Annotated in this window: 18 protein-coding genes; 10 read left to right on the forward strand and 8 right to left on the reverse strand. The window is 62.4% G+C overall.

Translation table 11 applies throughout. From position 1 onward, the window contains the following. Positions 1-101 precede the first annotated feature (101 nt). Genes xth through AC0V6T_RS13385 form a run of 3 tightly spaced genes read left to right on the forward strand, consistent with a single transcriptional unit; the run spans position 102 to position 2493 of the window. Positions 102-890, forward strand: a complete 789-nt coding sequence (xth, locus tag AC0V6T_RS13375) for an exodeoxyribonuclease III (RefSeq protein WP_486127627.1) — start codon at positions 102-104, stop codon at positions 888-890. Next, a complete protein-coding gene (ribA, locus tag AC0V6T_RS13380) occupies positions 887-1981 on the forward strand; it encodes a GTP cyclohydrolase II (protein ID WP_486127629.1) in 1095 nt (364 codons plus the stop codon). Before xth ends, ribA begins: the two co-directional genes overlap by 4 nt. Further along, positions 1978-2493, forward strand: coding sequence for a GNAT family N-acetyltransferase (locus AC0V6T_RS13385; protein WP_486127631.1), 516 nt, complete (start codon positions 1978-1980; stop codon positions 2491-2493). The genes ribA and AC0V6T_RS13385 overlap by 4 nt, the downstream gene beginning before the upstream one ends. On the opposite strand, the gene AC0V6T_RS13390 is transcribed toward AC0V6T_RS13385, so the two are convergent. Beyond that, positions 2490-3506 (reverse strand): right-handed parallel beta-helix repeat-containing protein, encoded by a 1017-nt coding sequence (locus tag AC0V6T_RS13390; protein WP_486127633.1) that lies wholly within the window; start codon positions 3504-3506, stop codon positions 2490-2492. The genes AC0V6T_RS13385 and AC0V6T_RS13390 overlap by 4 nt on opposite strands. Positions 3507-3657: 151 nt before the next feature. Here AC0V6T_RS13390 and AC0V6T_RS13395 point away from each other — a divergent pair, with 151 nt between their 5' ends. The 6 genes from AC0V6T_RS13395 to AC0V6T_RS13420 all read left to right on the forward strand — a co-directional run bounded on the left by AC0V6T_RS13395 (position 3658) and on the right by AC0V6T_RS13420 (position 8806). Then, complete coding sequence (locus tag AC0V6T_RS13395; RefSeq protein WP_486127635.1) at positions 3658-3969, forward strand: hypothetical protein; 312 nt, start codon at positions 3658-3660, stop codon at positions 3967-3969. Positions 3970-3975: 6 nt separating this feature from the next. Then, complete coding sequence (locus AC0V6T_RS13400) at positions 3976-4230, forward strand: hypothetical protein (protein WP_486127637.1); 255 nt, start codon at positions 3976-3978, stop codon at positions 4228-4230. Then, a complete protein-coding gene (locus AC0V6T_RS13405) occupies positions 4227-5432 on the forward strand; it encodes an acyl-CoA dehydrogenase family protein (RefSeq protein WP_486127639.1) in 1206 nt (401 codons plus the stop codon). Before AC0V6T_RS13400 ends, AC0V6T_RS13405 begins: the two co-directional genes overlap by 4 nt. Positions 5433-5459: 27 nt before the next feature. Further along, complete coding sequence (locus tag AC0V6T_RS13410) at positions 5460-6713, forward strand: CoA transferase (RefSeq protein ID WP_486127641.1); 1254 nt, start codon at positions 5460-5462, stop codon at positions 6711-6713. 10 nt (positions 6714-6723) lie between these two features. Continuing rightward, a complete protein-coding gene (locus AC0V6T_RS13415; protein ID WP_486127643.1) occupies positions 6724-7950 on the forward strand; it encodes an acetyl-CoA C-acetyltransferase in 1227 nt (408 codons plus the stop codon). A gap of 250 nt (positions 7951-8200) precedes the next feature. Further along, positions 8201-8806, forward strand: coding sequence for an HTD2 family dehydratase (locus tag AC0V6T_RS13420; RefSeq protein WP_486127645.1), 606 nt, complete (start codon positions 8201-8203; stop codon positions 8804-8806). Here AC0V6T_RS13420 and AC0V6T_RS13425 read toward each other — a convergent pair. From AC0V6T_RS13425 to ppk2, 4 genes are all read right to left on the reverse strand, one after another. After that, entirely contained in the window at positions 8803-9759 is a 957-nt protein-coding gene (locus tag AC0V6T_RS13425; RefSeq protein ID WP_486127647.1) for an alpha/beta hydrolase, read from the reverse strand. The two genes, AC0V6T_RS13420 and AC0V6T_RS13425, sit on opposite strands and share 4 nt — an antisense overlap. 1 nt (position 9760) lies before the next feature. Further along, positions 9761-9961, reverse strand: a complete 201-nt coding sequence (locus tag AC0V6T_RS13430; protein WP_486127649.1) for a type II toxin-antitoxin system antitoxin — start codon at positions 9959-9961, stop codon at positions 9761-9763. Positions 9962-9986: 25 nt separating this feature from the next. After that, positions 9987-10904: an SPFH domain-containing protein gene (locus tag AC0V6T_RS13435; RefSeq protein WP_486127651.1), complete on the reverse strand. Its 918-nt coding sequence runs from the start codon at positions 10902-10904 to the stop codon at positions 9987-9989. A gap of 65 nt (positions 10905-10969) precedes the next feature. Then, positions 10970-11746: a polyphosphate kinase 2 gene (ppk2, locus tag AC0V6T_RS13440; RefSeq protein ID WP_486127653.1), complete on the reverse strand. Its 777-nt coding sequence runs from the start codon at positions 11744-11746 to the stop codon at positions 10970-10972. 56 nt (positions 11747-11802) lie between these two features. On the opposite strand from ppk2, the gene phhA reads away from it, so the two are divergent. After that, a complete protein-coding gene (gene phhA / locus AC0V6T_RS13445) occupies positions 11803-12741 on the forward strand; it encodes a phenylalanine 4-monooxygenase (protein WP_486127655.1) in 939 nt (312 codons plus the stop codon). On the opposite strand, the gene AC0V6T_RS13450 is transcribed toward phhA, so the two are convergent. The 3 genes from AC0V6T_RS13450 to AC0V6T_RS13460 all read right to left on the reverse strand — a co-directional run bounded on the left by AC0V6T_RS13450 (position 12738) and on the right by AC0V6T_RS13460 (position 16106). Continuing rightward, positions 12738-12995: a hypothetical protein gene (locus AC0V6T_RS13450; RefSeq protein ID WP_156777282.1), complete on the reverse strand. Its 258-nt coding sequence runs from the start codon at positions 12993-12995 to the stop codon at positions 12738-12740. The genes phhA and AC0V6T_RS13450 overlap by 4 nt on opposite strands. Before the next feature lie 18 nt (positions 12996-13013). Continuing rightward, positions 13014-13871 (reverse strand): undecaprenyl-diphosphate phosphatase, encoded by an 858-nt coding sequence (locus AC0V6T_RS13455; RefSeq protein ID WP_486127657.1) that lies wholly within the window; start codon positions 13869-13871, stop codon positions 13014-13016. Between the two features lie 63 nt (positions 13872-13934). Then, on the reverse strand, positions 13935-16106 hold the full coding sequence (locus AC0V6T_RS13460; protein WP_486127659.1) for a M13 family metallopeptidase: 2172 nt from the start codon (positions 16104-16106) through the stop codon (positions 13935-13937). Positions 16107-16121 lie beyond the last annotated feature (15 nt).

Below are 16121 nucleotides of genomic sequence, written 5' to 3' on the forward strand. Positions count from 1 at the left end.
CACAAGGGTCTCCATTGAGTTTGCGGGTCTCGCTATCGCTTATGCGCATGTCGGGAAAGTGAAAGGTGGCGTTTTTCGAAGGCGCTGCCTAAATCGCCCCCATGCTGTCTGTTGCTACCTGGAATATCAATTCGGCTCGCCTGCGCCTGCCGATCATCGAAAAGTATCTCAAGGCCGAGGCCCCCGACGTCCTGTGCCTGCAGGAGATCAAATGCGAGAGCCACCTCTTCCCCGCCGAGGCGCTGGCCGAAATGGGGTACGAGCATCAGGCGATCAGCGGGCAGAAAGGCTATCACGGGGTCGCCACCGTCAGCCGCGTTCCGATCCGCGAAATTTCGCGCCACGACTGGCAGGACAATGGCGAAGCGCGCCATGTCGGCGTCGAGGTCGTGGGCAAGGATATGCTGATCGAGAATGTCTACGTGCCCGCAGGCGGCGACATTCCCGACCGCGAGAAGAACGCAAAATTCGGACAGAAGCTCGATTTCCTCGGACGCATGACCAGGTGGGCTGACAAGGTCGACAAGCCCACGCTGATTGTTGGCGACTTCAACATCGCCCCGCTCGAAAGCGACGTCTGGAGCCACAAGCAGCTCCTTAAAGTCGTCAGCCACACGCCGATCGAGGTCGAGACGCTCCAGCGTTTCAAGGACGCGCATGGCTGGGTCGATATCGGGCGCGAGCACATCCGCGATCCCGAGCGCTACTACAGCTGGTGGTCCTATCGTTCGCCCGACTGGCGCAAGAACGATCGCGGGCGCAGGCTCGACCATATGTGGGCGTCGCCCGAACTGGCGGCGCAGGCAAAGGCACACCGCCTGCTGGAAGAAGCGCGCAGCTGGGAAAAGCCCTCCGATCACATTCCGCTCGTCACCGAGTTCGATATTTGAGCGAGGGGGGCAACCTCCCTGCCGCTTCGGCAGAGCGGCGCGCGGCGCAGGCCGTCGATGCGCTGCGCCATGGCTGGCCTCTCGGGTTCGAAGGTGGACCTGTGCTGCTTCCTATCGAGACCGCGATTGCGAGCTCGGCCTCGGCGGATCACGTCCTGATTTCGGCTGCACGAGCGGCCACTCTCAAGCTCACCAATCAACTCGAAGCGGCGCGAAGTGATGTGCCTCACACCCCGATTCTGATCCGTGGTGGCGAGCCGATTGCGCTGCCTGAAGCAAGGGCCATCGCCGATCCGGCGCTCGACCTTGCCAATCCACTCAAAGGGCCGTTCCGCGCACAAGCGATCGAATGGGCCGATGAAGCCGTGGCGGCAATGGAACTCGCGCGAATCGCAGGCATCCTTCCCGCCTTCATGGTCGACCCGGAGCAAGGCGGCGAAGCGCACCATCTCCTCGCCAGCGATCTTGCCGCGTACACCGATGCGGGCCAGCTCGACATCGTCACCCGCGCAAGGCTGCCGGTCAGCGCCTGCGACACAGCCGAGATCGTGGCCTTCCGTTCGAACGCCGACACGCGCGAGCATGTTGCGCTCATCATCGGCGAGCAATCAGGCGACCGCGAACCGCTCGTGAGGCTGCATTCCGAATGCCTCACCGGGGACGTTCTCGGCAGTCTAAAGTGCGATTGCGGGCCGCAGCTTGATGCAGGGCTCGATGCGATGGCTCGCCATGCGCGAGAAGACAGCGGCTGGGGCGTACTGCTTTACATGCGGCAGGAAGGGCGCGGGATCGGCCTCGTTAACAAGCTGCGCGCCTATCGCCTGCAAGATCAGGGCTTCGATACGGTCGATGCCAACCAGCGACTGGGCCTGCCTGATGAAGCGCGCGACTTTCCGGTGGCCGCGCGAATGCTGCATCTGCTAGGCGCACGAAAGGTCCGGCTGATGACCAACAATCCCAAGAAAGTCGAAGCGCTCACCGAAGCGGGTATCGAGGTGAGCGAGAGAGTGCAGCACCAGCTGCCCGACAATCCGCACAATGCGCGTTACCTTGCGACCAAGCGCGATCGTTCGGGGCATTTGCTGACATGATCGGTCCTGCAATCCCAATCACGATCCGCCCCGAAGCACCCGGCGACGAAGAGATCATCTTCGCCATCACCGAGGCTGCCTTCACCGACATGAAACACTCCGACGGCGACGAGCAACATCTGGTGGATCGCCTTCGCAAAGCCGGTGACCTGACCCTGTCACTTGTCGCGGAGGATGGCACACGGATCGTTGGTCATATCGCGATATCGCCGGTGACGATCAGCGATGGCGCCAAAGGCTGGTACGGGCTTGGCCCGGTATCCGTTTGGCCCGAAGTCCAGCGCGCAGGGATCGGCGGAGCACTCGTCAAGCGGGCCATCGCCGACATGCGGGCGGCGGGTGCGAAGGGGATCGTGCTCTTGGGAAGCCCTGAGTATTATTCGCGCTTCGGATTTCAGTACGTGCCACAGATCACCTTCCCCGGCCCACCTGCGGAGTACTTCCAAACTTTGCTCCTCGACGGTGAAATGCCCAGCGGCGAGGTCACCTATGCGCCGCGCTTCTACGGCTAGCGCCGCTCGTAGCCAGTGAGGCCGCGCGCCAGATTGTTTTCCGACATCGCAACGCGCGCACCCATCCAGTCGGCCAGAAAGACGCTCGACCGGGTGAGGCCGGGTACGAAGCGCGCTTCGTTGCCCTTGATTACCAGCCCATCGGCGGAATGCATGACCGTCTCCGCGCCGAGCGCGATGAAGGCGGAGTAATTCTCCTTGTCGCGCCCCTGGACGAACCAGTTGTCCGTGATTGCGCCCTGACTGCCGGCAGGAAGGTCAATCATGTAGTTCGTCCCGCGCCCTGCGCTGTCGTCGAAGGAGTTGTTCTCGATGATGACCTTGGCGCTGCGCGACTTGACGTAGTGCCCGCCCGTTCCGCGCTCGAAGCGGCTGTCTCGCACGGTGAGCTCGCCGTAATTGCCGACATAGATCGAATGCGCGCAGCCACCTGAATTTTCGCAGGTGCCAAGCCCGCTGAAGGTCGAGCGCATGATGTAGATGCGGCTGTCGGTATCGTTGTTCGCAAGGATGCCCTGCTGGCTGTCCTCAAAGCGCGAATAGGCGATGTTGAGCGCACCTTTCTCAAGCCGGATGCCAGCGCCATTGCCATCGGCAACGGCCATGCCGGTGAAGGTGATCCCGCGGATCTCTGCGCCAAGCCCGCGCAGCACCAGTGCTGCTTTGCCCTGGCATGTCTTGCGCGCGAAGGTGACGGTTCCATACTCGCTCGCAGTGTAGATGATCACGCCCTCATCCTGCACCGCGCATTGCTCGTAAGTGCCCGGCGCAATCTGAATCGTTCCGCGCTGAGAGCCGATCGCATCGACCGCCGCCTGCAGCGTGGCGTAACCGCGTCCAGTCTCGGCAATCGTGAAAGGTCGGCTGCTCGACTGTGCCTCGGCAGGAGCGGAAAAACCAACTCCGACCGCCAACGTGACCAGTGCGAATGCGAAGACTGTATCGAGCCAGCCTGCCAGTCTCCGGGAAAGCGGCGTGCGGCGAATGCGATCGAGAGATTGTGCGTGTGCCATAGCGTATGGTCATACCTCAGTTTGCACGGTGATACGCAGGCTCGTCTTGGCGCTGTGCCGTTTCGGCGCAGCAAAAGGCGCTTGGCTTAACCCGGCTTACCTCGCTAGACCGTGATCCAACGAAATCTGGGATCATTTGAGGAGGCCTCCCATGAAAAAGCTCATTCAATTCGCAGGCGCCGGCGCGCTCGCTCTTGCACTCGCAGCATGCGGCAGCACCGACGACGCATCGACCGAGGCAGAGGCCGACACGGTCGAGATGCCCGCAGACGAGGCGCTTGAACCTGTCACGGAAGAACCGGTCGCAGACCCCGAGGTCCTTCCCCCTGCTGATCCGGCAGATACCGCACCTGACCTCCAGACTACCGAGGAAGCCGCCGACGCCGCTGCCGATGTCGCCGCCGAGGCCGCTGCTGCTGCCGCAGCCGCTGAAGCTGCTGCCGACCTTCCTCCCGAAGAGTAAGATTGGATGATCACGGGCCGATTGCCCCTTTTGGCAGGTGCTCTCGCCGTCACACTTCCGCTTGCCGGATGCGATAGTCCGGGTGCTGGCTCAAGCGGTCCAGGCGGCGTAAGCGAGGGCGAGGCGCGCGCGCTCGACGATGCGGCTTCGATGCTCGAAGAACGCGAGCTGCCCGAAGGCGTGCTGCCGCCGACAGGCGCAGACGCCCTGCCGCCCGAGGATGCGCCCGAAACCCCCGCGCAAGAGGAAAACGCCGAATGAACAGCGAACTCAAGCACCCCTTGGGGGCGAACCCCGGCATGGACGAGGATGTTTTCGAACAGTTCGCCGAGCAGCTTACACGCTATGTCCGCGAGCGCCTGATCCCGGCCGAGCCGGAAGTCATCGAGAACGACCGCATTCCCGACGAGATCGTCGACGAGATGCGCGAAATGGGCCTGTTCGGCCTGTCGGTCCCGGAAGATTATGGCGGCGCGGGCCTCAACATGACGCAATATGCGCGCATCGTGAACATCATGGCCTATGCCGCGCCCGCCTACCGCTCCATCTTCTCGATCAACGTCGGCATGTTTGCGAGTGCTCTGAAAAACGGCGCAACCGAGGCGCAGCGCGCGGAGTGGTATCCGAAGCTGGTCGAGGGCAAGATCGCCTGCTTCGGTCTCACCGAACCCGGTTCGGGAAGCGATTCTGCCGCGATGGCGACCACGGCCACGCCCGATCCTGACGGCAACGGCTGGGTCTTGAACGGCACGAAGCGCTACATCACCAACGCTCCGCATGCCGATGTCGCTCTCATCATGGCGCGCACCGAGAAAGAGGCGCTTCCCAAGAACGCGCATGTCAGCGCCTTCCTCGTGCCGATGGACACGCCGGGGATCTCGACCGGCTCGCCCGACAAGAAGATGGGGCAGGCTGCGAGCCATATCTCGGACATCATGCTCGACAATCTGAAGGTTCCGGGCGATGCGCTCTTGGGCGGCGAGACCGGCAAGGGCTTCCGCTTCGCCATGCAGAGCCTCGATAATGGCCGCATCTCGGTCGGCGCGGCTGCCACCGGTTATGCCCGCCGCGCTCTCGACAGCGCGGTGCGCTACGCCAACGAACGCAAGGCTTTTGGCGAACCTATCGCACGTTTCCAGCTGATCCAGGCGATGCTGGCTGACAGCGAGATCGAAATCTACGCCGCCGAAGCGATGATGGCCGACGTCACCGCCCGTGCAGACCGGGGAGAGAACATCCTCGTCAAGGCCGCCGCCTTCAAGGTCTTCGCCTCCGAAATGTGCGGCCGCGTAGTAGACCGCGTCGTGCAGGTCTATGGCGGCGCGGGCTACCTCGCCGAATACGATGCCGAGCGCTTCTATCGCGATGCGCGAATCTATCGCATCTACGAGGGCACGACGCAGATCCTTCAGCTCCAGATCGCCAAGCATATGCTGCGCGAATGGGAAGCTGCGAACAGCTAGGCGAATTGCTCTCCAACAGGGGAATACATGTACAACCTTCTGAATGACCTCTCGATCATAGAGGTCTCCAGCTTCGTCGCCTCGCCCACTGCTGGCCTTTACTGTGCGCAGATGGGTGCAGAAGTGATCCGGGTCGACCACAAGGCGGGCGGGCTTGATTACGATCGCTACATGCTGACCAAGGAAGGGCGTTCGCTCAGTTGGGAAAACCTCAACCGCGCGAAGAAATCGGTCGCTCTCGACCTGCGCAGCGGTGAGGGGCGAGAGCTTTGCGTCGAATTGGCCGCGCGCACCGGCAACTGCATCACCAACCTGCCCGAGAAAAGCTTTCTCAGCCATGACGCGATGAAGGCTGCGCAGCCTGAGGGCGCGCCCGACATGACATCGGTGCGCATCATGGGCTGGCATGACGGCAGGCAGGCGATGGACTTCACGGTCAATGCCGCTGCGGGATACCCGCTGATGACGGGGCCCGAAGAATGGGAGATGGAAACCGCGCCGCCGATCAATCAGGTGATGCCTGCGTGGGATTTCATCACCGGCGCCTATTGTGCCTTCGCCATTCTCGCCGCCCTGCGCCACCGTGACGCTACGGGCGAGGGCAGCGAAGTGCGCGTGCCGCTGGGCAATGTCGCCATCGGTACGCTCGCCAATTCGGGCACGATGGCCGAAATGCTCCTGCGCGGCGCTGACCGCGAACGGCTGGGCAATGCAATCTGGGGAGCGTTCGGACGCGATTTTCGCACCAAGGACGGCGTGCGCTTCATGGTTGCTGCATTGACCCCAAAGCAGTGGGACGGACTGGTCGAAGCCTTCGGTCTCGCGACGCCCATCGGCCAGCTTGAAGCCGAACTCGGCGTCAAATTCTCCGATGGCGACCGCCCGCGTTTCGAGCACCGCCACCGTTTGTTCGAGCTGTTCCAAGGCGTCGCAGGAAGCCACGAATTTTCATCACTCGAAGCACGCATGGCCGCGCAGGGTTGTACCTTTGAACGATACCGGACCGCTCACGAGGCGGCAAACGATCCGGTACTCGTCGCCGACAATCCGCTGTTCGGGCCCTCGCCTACCAACCCGTCCGGCCTCGACTATCCCGCAACCCGAAGCTTTGCGAACCTCCCTGCAAAGGAAGCAGGAGACCCTGCACCAGCGCCCTATCTCGGCCAGCATTCCGAAGAGGTTCTCGCCGAGCGCCTCGGGCTATCGTCGGGTGCGATCGGCAAGCTCGTCGATGCAGGCACGGTCGCGCTGAGCGACGAAGGCAAGACATACAACCGCTAAGGACCAAGGCATGACCAGAAGAGCCGCCATCGTATCGCCCCTGCGCACGCCCGTAGGCAAGTTCCTCGGCGGGTTGTCGAGTCTCAACGCAGGCGAACTCGGCGCAATTATCCTAAAGGCACTGGTCGAGCGATCAGGCATCGATCCGGAGCGCGTCGACGATGTCGTCTTTTCGCAAGGCTACGGAAATGGCGAAGCCCCCGCCATCGGGCACTGGTCCTGGCTTGCGGCTGGACTGCCGCTCGAAGTGCCTGGCTACCAGCTGGATCGCCGGTGCGGGTCGGGCCTTCAGGCAGTCGCCAATGCGGCGATGATGGTCGAAACCGGTATGGCCGACGTGGTGGTCGCAGGCGGCTGCGAGAGCATGTCCAATGTCGAGCACTACACGCTGCAAGGGCGCGGCGGCGCGCGGATGGGCGACATCACTCTGCATGACCGCCTCTCGCGCGGGCGCTTGATGAGCCAGCCGATCGAGCGCTTCGGCATCATCACCGGCATGATCGAAACCGCCGAAAACCTCGCCAAGGATTACGATATCACCCGCGAGGATGCCGACGCCTACGCGGTGCGGTCGCACCAGAACGCAGCGACCGCTTGGGATGCGGGCAAGTTTGACGATCATCTCGTGCCGGTCGAAGTCCCTCAGCGCCGCGGCGATCCAGTGATGTTCGAGCGCGACGAGGGATACCGCGCCGATGCTTCGATGGAGACGCTCGGCAAGCTGCGCGCCATTGACCTCAAACGCGATCCCGACGCGATCGTCACGGCCGGCAATGCAAGCCAGCAGAATGATGCCGCAGCGGCTTGCCTCGTGGTGGCAGAGGACAAGCTTGCGGAGCTGGGGCTTACCCCTTCGCTTTGGTTCGGGGGATGGGCGGCTGCGGGCTGCGACCCCTCGCGCATGGGGATCGGACCGGTCCCCGCGGTCGAGCGCCTGTTCGAGCGGCGCGGCTACAGCTGGGACGATATCGACCTTGTCGAACTCAACGAAGCCTTCGCACCGCAGGTTCTCGCGGTGCTCAAAGGCTGGGGCTGGAGCGGCGATGACAGCCGCCGCGAGATACTCAACGTCAATGGCTCGGGGATCTCGCTGGGGCACCCCATCGGTGCGACCGGCGGGCGTATCCTCGCTGACATGGCCGCCGAAATGCACCGCCGCGAGGCGCGCTTTGGACTTGAAACCATGTGCATCGGGGGCGGCCAGGGTATCGCTGCGGTCTTCGAGCGAGCAGCATGAACTTTGAGCAATGGATCGGGCGCGAGGTTCGGGCTACGGACCGTCTCGACGAAGCACTTGCTGCACGTTGGCTTGCGACCTTCGACCTCCCGATGCCAAGCCCTGCAATCATGCCGCAGGGCATCCATTTCGCGCTGTGCACGCCCGATGCACCAACCGGCACACTTGGCGAAGATGGCCATCCGGCGCGCGACGAAAGCGAGAGCAGCTTCCTCCCCCCTTTTCCCAGTTCGTTTCGGGGCCGCGCCGCATGTGGGCATCGAGCGCGATCGAATTCATCGCTCCCATTGCCATTGGCGCTGTGGTCGAGCGGACGAGCCGCGTCGCTTCGATCAAGGAGAAGGAGGGCGGATCGGGCAAGCTCGCCTTCGTCGAAGTTGAGCATGAAACGAAGGCCAATGGCACGCGATCGGTGCGCGAAATGCAGACGCTGGTTTACCGCGATGCCGCCGCGCATGATGCACCGCTTACCCCGCCCGAGCCGGAAAGCGGTCATTTCGACAAGGAGGCATGGCGAACCGTTCGCGCGCTTACGCCGGACCCGCGCCTCTTGTTCCGGTATTCGGCCCTCACCTTCAACACCCACCGCATCCATTACGATGCGCCCTATGCGCGCGGTGTTGAGCGGTATCGCGGGCTGGTTGTTCACGGCCCGCTTACGGCGAGCCTGCTCCTCCAGCTTGCGGCGAGCGAGCTTGGCGAAAACCGCCTGCGGCGCTTCGCCTTTCGCGGTGTGTCGCCAGCGATTGCCGGTGACCTGCTGTTTCTGGCGATGCGAGACAGCGATGAGGGTTTCGAACTCGGCGCATTTGCCCGTGATGGGCGTCAGGTCATGAAGGCCAGCGCCGCGCTCTAGATGCCCGGTTCTTCCACGAAAGCCACAACCGCCTCGACCAGCTCTGGGTGGATCGGAAGCGAGCTGTCGCTGTAGGTGGCCATATTGGCGAGGCGCGTGTCCCCCTCGACCGCCTTTAGAACGTGGTTCATGTCTTCAATCACGACGAGTTTTGCCTCGGGTTGTCCTTCGGCCAGAGCCTCCGCGTCACTCACGGGGGTCTGGATATCCTTGCCTCCTGCGACGATCAGCATGGGCACCTCCACCGAGGCTGCCAGCTCGGCCGGATTGCGAGCGAACATGTCGATCAGGAAGCCCTGCACGGCCGGATTGAACAGCGGCAGCAGCCCGCGATGCATGTCCTGCGTATCGACCCGCTCGCCCGCTTCGAGCTTGTCGATGGCGGCGAAGGCTTCGTCCAGCACGACCGCATTGGCCGGATTGGATTGAAGCTGTTCGCGCAGCGTATCGCCCAGAGGTCGACCAACCGATGCCACCAGCAAGATGCCGCACAGATCGCCCGCTTCCTGCGCAGCCGCGAGCGTGACGAGACCGCCTTCGCTGTGGCCCAGCACGAAGACGCATTCCACACTCGTCTCGCTCTTCGCCACTTGAGCCCACGCGGCAACGTCATCGGCATAGCCGCCAATCGTCACATCATTGGGGTCAGGGATTGCGGCCTTGCTCCCGAACATGCCGCGCTTGTCGATCCTCAGCGAACCAATGCCGCGCTCTGCCAGAGCTTCCGCAAGCAGACGATAGCTTGCTGCCGTGACGCCCATCGGATTGTTTCCATCGCGGTCGGTCGGGCCAGACCCCGGTACGATCAGGACAAGAGGCTTGCCCTCTTCAGGGGCGATGAGCGTGCCCGCAAGTTCGCCCTCCGGTCCCGGTGCGGTTACGGCCACAGGCTCCGATGCGGCAATGCTTGTCGCGAGGCTCGCAGCCGCGAGCGTGCAAAGGGTTTTCTTCATCTCAATCCTCCTTGGGCGGACGACCCCGCCGGGGCTGCTCAGACTGCCGCACGTCGATCCCGCGATGCTCCAGTGCCTCGCGCAGGAGCATTTCTATCTGTGCATTGGCAGAGCGCAATTCGGCCCCCGCCAGCCGCTCGACCGCTGCGTGCACCGCTGGGTCGAGCCGGAGGGCAAAGGCTTTCTTTTTGGGTGCAGCCATGGCTGCCTCCTCAGGTGTTCTCGCGTTACTGGTAAAGCGTTCCGGTGTTGACGACCGGATGCGCCTCGCGGTCGCCGCACAGGACCACCATGAGGTTCGAAACCATCGCCGCCTTGCGCTCTTCGTCGAGCTCGACAACGCCGTCCTTCGAGAGCTTTTCGAGCGCGTCTTCGACCATCGAGACCGCCCCGATCACGACTTTCTTGCGTGCAGCGATCACCGCATCGGCCTGCTGGCGGCGCAGCATCGCCCCGGCGATTTCCGAGGCATAGGCAAGGTGGGTAAGACCCGCTTCGTCGACTTCGATCCCGGCGACCTCGAGCCGTTCATTGAGCTCGGTGCGCAGCTCGGAGTTCACGACATCGGCGCTGCCGCGCAGCGTTGTTTCGTCTTCGTCGGACATGTCGTCATAGGGGTGGCGCGCGCCCACGGTGCGAAGTCCCGCTTCGATCTGGATGTTCACGAACTCCTTGTAATCGTCGACGTCGAACACTGCCTGCGCGGTATCCTTGACGCGCCACACGACGTTGCAGGCGACCTCGATCGGGTTGCCGCGCAGGTCGTTGATCTTGACCTTGTCGGAGTGAATGTTGATCGCACGAACGCTGACCTTCTTACGCATCATCCAGGGCCAGACCCAGTGAAGCCCTTCCTTGCGCACGGTGCCGCGATATTCGCCGAACATGGTGATGACGGCTGACTGGTTTGGCTGGATCATGAAAAAGCCGAGCGCGACAAATGTCAGAGCGAGGCCGCCGCCAACGAGACTGGTGACCACCATGTCGGGCACGGGCATCGCAGCGATCAGCAGCGCGGGAATTAGCAGCGTCGCGAAGAGCACGACCAGCATGGCGTATCCATTGTAGCTGCTGGCTTTGCTTTCGACGCTGGGCACGCGAGGCGCTGCGGCCTGAGCCGATTGAGGGGATGGGGTGTCGGACATGCGAGGGCCTCCTGTTGATTGCGATATAATTATGATATCATATTTATATCGTCAGAGACCTTTTGTCAATCAATCGGGAAGTTCTCGATCGGCTCAAGCACGGCGTAGCTTTCCTGTTCAGGCTCGCGGCCAAGTTTGGGAAAGTCGATTGCCGGAGGCTCGCAATAGGTATCGGGCAGACGGTCGAGCAGGTCGCGGATCAGCGTCAGCCGCCCGCGCTTCTGGTCATTGAAGTCAACCAGCGTCCAAGGGGCGTTGTCCCTATGCGTCGCGCGCAGCATCGCCTCGCGCGCATTGGTGTAAGCATCGTATTTCTCGCGCGCGGCCAGATCGACGGGCGAAAGCTTCCAGCGCTTGAGCGGGTCTTCCAGCCGCTCGCGCAGCCGCTCCTCTTGCTTGTCCTGATCGGTTGTGAGCCAGTACTTGAAGAGCAGGATACCATCGTCGGTGAGCATCTTCTCAAAGACCGGAGCCGCTTCGAGAAACGCCTCGGCTTCCTCCTCGGTGCAGTAGCCCATCACGCGTTCGACGCCGGCACGGTTGTACCAGGACCGGTCAAACAGAACGATTTCGCCTGTCGTCGGAAGGTGATCGACGTAGCGTTGGAAATACCATTGGCCGCGCTCGTCATCGGTCGGCTTGCCAAGAGCCACTGTGCGGCATTGGCGCGGGTTGAGCTTGTCACGAACGGCCCGGATCGCCCCGCCCTTGCCCGCCGTGTCGCGTCCTTCGAAGATCACGACGATGCGCTGTCCCGCCACCCTCGCCCAGCGCGCCATAGCAACCAGCTCTTCGGTCATGGGCTCAAGCAGATTGCGGTATTCCTTGCCCTTCAGGCCCATAGGTTTCCTCGCCTCGGTTGTTGTTACAAGGCGGTGGTAGTATCATATGCGACATCATGGCTACCCTCGCTGACCCGGAAACCGACTTTACCCGCCTGCCCGAGCTATCGGACGAGGTTTTCACCGCGCCTTTGCGCCGTCCGGCTCATCTCGGCGAAGACTGGCTGGAGCCGGAGCAAGCGCACTATTCGAGCGACGACCACGCGATCTGGGACGAGCTTTTTACGCGCCAGATGGACGTACTTCCGGGCCGTGCGGCGAGCGCCTTTATGGCAGGCCTCGATAAGCTAGACCTCTCGCGCGGTGGCATTCCCGAGTTCGGCCAGCTTTCGGAAGAACTGGACAAGCTGACGGGGTGGAGCGTCGTCCCGGTGCCGATGCTGATCCCGGATCACGTATTCTTCTGGCATCTTGCAAACCGCCGTTTCCCGGCGGGCAACTTCATCCGCACGCGCGAGACATTCGACTACATTCAGGAGCCTGACGTATTCCACGATGTCTTCGGCCACGTCCCGATGCTGACCGACCCGGTCTATGCCGATTACATGCAGGAATATGGCCGCGCCGGGTGGAAGGCGATGCGCTACAACCGGCTGAAAGCGCTTGGCGCGCTCTACTGGTACACGGTCGAATTCGGGCTGATCGAGGAAGATGACGGCATCAAGGCCTATGGCGCCGGTATCCTGTCAGGCCCGACTGAGGCGAAGTTCGCCGTCGAAGCCGAGAGCCCCAACCGCATCATGCTCAACGTCGACCGGGTGATGCGCACAGATTACGTCATCAGCGACCTGCAACCGACCTATTTCGTGATTGAGAGCTTCGAGGACCTCTACCGACAGACGGTGGAGCGCGATTTCGACCGGCTCTATCGCAGCCTTGGTCCCAACTTTACCTATGCCAATTCAGCGATCATCGACGTCGACAATGTGGTGAAACGTGGGACGCAGGAATACTGGCTGCGCGGTGGCCGGGGTTCAGGCGCCAAAGCGATTTAAACTTCAGCGTTTCGCCGCAAGTAATAGTGGTAGCCGCCAAGCGCCGCCGCGCTTGCAAGGATCGCGGCGCCTGCCCCGATCCAGCCGAGGCTGCCCAGGAACGTCCCGCTGTTCGCCAGAAGACCCACGACCAGGCTTACCACCAGGCCAATGCCGATCTGCCTCAAGATTGCGCCGCGCTCTTCGGTGCGGGCGATGATCGAGGCGAACCAGCCGGCAAGCACTCCGATGATGAACAGCAATATGAGCGCCATGGCGTCGAATTCCTCCAGCTAGAAGAAGTATAGCAGCGCGCAGCCCATCGCCACCCGGTAGAGCACGAAAACCAGCATTGAGGCGCGTTTGAGGAAGTTCATCAGGAACGCCATCGTCAGGAAGGCCGAGATGAAGGTCAGCACCCCGGCGATCAGCGCATCGAACGCCAGCTCGGTCCCAGCCTCGAAAATCTCGGGCACGATCAGCACACCCGCCCCCGCGACCGCCGGGATCGAGAGAAGAAACGAAAAACGCGCCGCTTCCACCCGCTTGAAGCCAAGGAACCGCGCCGCCGTCATGGTGACCCCTGAACGCGAAGTGCCCGGAATGATCGCAAGCGCCTGAGCAATCCCGACCAGTAGGCCGTCGCGCCAGGTCATGTCCTCGAACACCTTCACTTCCTTGCCCAGCCAGTCGGCGAGGCCAAGCAGCACGCCGTAAAAAATCAGGTTGAAGGCGATGAGGTCGGTGAAGCGGATCGAGCTCATCAAGTCGCCGTCGACGATCTCGATCCCGAACATCGAGGTCGCGAAATCGTTGAAAAGGCCAAGCTTGATCGACAGCCCGAATGCAACGGCGGGGATGGTGCCGAGCACGATCCACCACAAGAGACGCTTTTCTGCGGGCGCTTCGGGCCGGTCTGCGCCGATCCCGATTGTCGCAAAGCCGCCGCGTGCAAGGACTACGACATCCTTGAAAAAATAGACCATGATCGCGAGCAGCGAACCCACGTGCACCGCCACGTCGATCAGGGGACCCTGATCGGAAAAGTCGGTAAGGTAGGGGATCAGGATCAGGTGCCCCGACGAGGAAATCGGCAGGAACTCGGTGATCCCCTGAACTACCGCGATGATGAGAAGCTGCAAAAACGTCATGACCCGCACTCCATGAATGAAGCGCGGGCCATGTCAATTTGCGAAAGGGCTGTGCGCCCAGTTTTACCAGATCTTCACGCGCTTTTCGGGCGGCAGGTACAGCTCGTCATCCTCGGAGACGTTAAACGCTTCGTACCATGCATCGGTGTGACGCACCGCATTGTTGAGGCGGAATTCACCCGGAGGGTGGTTCGCGGTCATTACGCGGTTGCGCAGGCTCTCCTCGCGCTCCATCCCGCGCCAGATCTGCGCGTAACCAAGGAAGAAACGCTGGTCGCCGGTCAGGCCGTCGATCACCGGAGCTTCCTCGCCATTGAGGCTCATCTTGTACGCGCGGTAGGCCATCTGCAGACCGACCACGTCGCCAAGCGTTTCACCCATCGACTGACCGGCGCGAAGGCATTCAGGGCCTTCCGAACCTTCGACCGGGCAATAGGCCTCGATGAATTCTCCCATGGCGCGGGTGAACTTGACGAAGCCTTCGCGGTCCTCGTCCTGCCACCAGTTGCGCAATGTGCCGGTTGCATCGAATTGCGACCCCTGGTCGTCATAGCCGTGGCCGATCTCGTGACCGATCACTGCGCCGATGCCGCCATAGTTCACCGCCGGATCTGCTTCGGCGTTGAAGAACGGCGGCTGAAGGATCGCAGCGGGGAAGACGATGCGGTTGGTGAGCGGCGAATAATACGCGTTCACCGTCTGCGGCGTCATGCCCCATTCGGTCGGGTCGACCTCGGTGCCGAGGCGCGAGCGCGAGTCCTCGTCGTTCCACTTGGCGGTCGCCATGCGGTTGGCGAGCGGATCGTCAGCGACGATGGTGAGGCCGTCATAGGTCTCGAATTCGTCGGGATAGCCGATCATCGGGACGAAGCCGTTGAGCTTCTCGCGTGCCTGCTCGATGGTCGCAGCGGTCATCCACTCGTTGTCGTCGAGGGCCGCGTTCATGGCCTTGCCGAGATTGGCGACAAGCTCGTCCATCCGGGCCTTGCTGGTTTCGGGAAAGTGTTTCTCGACGTAAAGAGCGCCAAGCTGTTCGCCGAGCGAGCTTTCGACCACCGAGATCGCGCGCTTCCAGCGTTCCTGCTGCTCTTCCTGGCCGTTGATGGTGCGCCCGTAGAAGTCGAACACCGCCTCGTCGAGCTCGCTCGACAGGACCGCGGCGTTATTGCCGAGGAACTGCGCGGTCATGAAGGCCTTGAGCGTGGCGAGCGGCGTCTCGGTGAGAAGTTCCATCATCGCCGGTAGGCCGCCGCCGATCATGGTGCGCTGCTCATCGGTCAGCTCGGCTGCTTCGAGCTCTTCCTCGGTCGGCGGAATCTGCGCAGCAAGAAAGCGCGGCTGGCCCTCAAGCTGAGCGGAGGCAAGCAGCGTGTCGATCGGGAAGTCGCCCGCGTAACCGGCGAGGTCTTCAGGCGAAAGCTCGTTATAGGTCAGCGTCGGCTTGCGAAAAATCTGACGAGCCCATTCGATTTCGGCGACCTTGGCTTCGAAAGCATAGACCGCTTCGGCGGCAGCGACGGGGTCAGCATAGCCTGCCTGGCCAAGCACGGTTGCGAGCAGCGCCTTGTACTTCTCGCGGATCTCGAGATTGCTCTCGCTGTCGACGAGATAATAGTCACGGTCGGGAAGGCCCATGCCGTCGAAGCCGATACCGACGACATATTGCGTCGGGTTGCGCGCATCGATGGTGACGCCAGCGCTCACGAGGGAAGGATAGCCCGGCTTGCCAAAGAGCGCGGTCAGAGCTTCAAGATCCTCGGCTTCGAAAATTTCCTGCAGGTAAGGCTGTGCGGGTGCGAGGCCGCTTGCGTCGATAGCCTTGACATCCATGAAGGCGTTGTAGGCATCGACGATACGGCGCGCCTGCGTGCCCTCGGCCGGATTCGAAGCGACCAGAGTGTTCACCAGTTCGCGGACATCGTTGATCGAGCCTTCGCGAAGCATGTCGAACGCGCCGTAACGCTGGCGGTCGGCGGGGATTTCGTTGGCCGCGATCCACTTGCCGTTGACGTAGGCATTGAAGTCATCGCCCGGATCGACGTTCTGGTCGATGGTCTGAAGGCCGACGCCCCAGGTGCCGAAATCCATTGTCGGCGCGCTGCTCTCGCTGGCGGAGGCGTCTTCGTGAGCCTCGATCAGGACGTGTTCGGCATGGCCTTCGTCATGGGCAAGAGCCGCGCTCGAAAGCGCGAATGTGGCGGTGGATGCAAGCAGGAGCTTGGCTGTGCGGATCATATTGGTCCCCGTTGG

It is taken from the genome of Erythrobacter sp. S158, assembly GCF_057364915.1.